General features: G+C 41.0%; 1 protein-coding gene. It reads left to right on the top strand.

Annotated elements, in window-relative coordinates; translation table 11 throughout:
• Window positions 1-185, top strand: a 185-nt coding sequence (locus ACR9ZH_RS18480; RefSeq protein ID WP_481292224.1) for a hypothetical protein, incomplete at its 5' end; no start/stop codon positions are given.
• Window positions 186-234 lie beyond the last annotated feature (49 nt).

The raw sequence follows: 234 nt of genomic DNA, 5'->3' as shown, positions 1-234 counted from the left end.
GTGGTAAACAATACCCACACCAAACAAAAAAACAAACACAAGCCCCCCAAAAAACCCGGGGTGTACAAAAAACACAAAGAAAACCCAAACAATTAAATAAAAAAACAAAACCGGGCCACGTTAAAAAAAAAACCCCCCCTAAAATAAAAAAAAGCCCCAAATTGCCGAGCCCCAAGCCTAAATAAACCCGCCCAAAGAACTAAACCCAAACCCCTAACGTTCCAAATAACCGCC

It is taken from the genome of Luteibacter sp. SVR4-7G, from assembly GCF_056755555.1.
The sequence above is the reverse complement of the archived record's forward strand: the minus strand, read 5'-3'. Positions and strand labels throughout refer to the sequence as shown.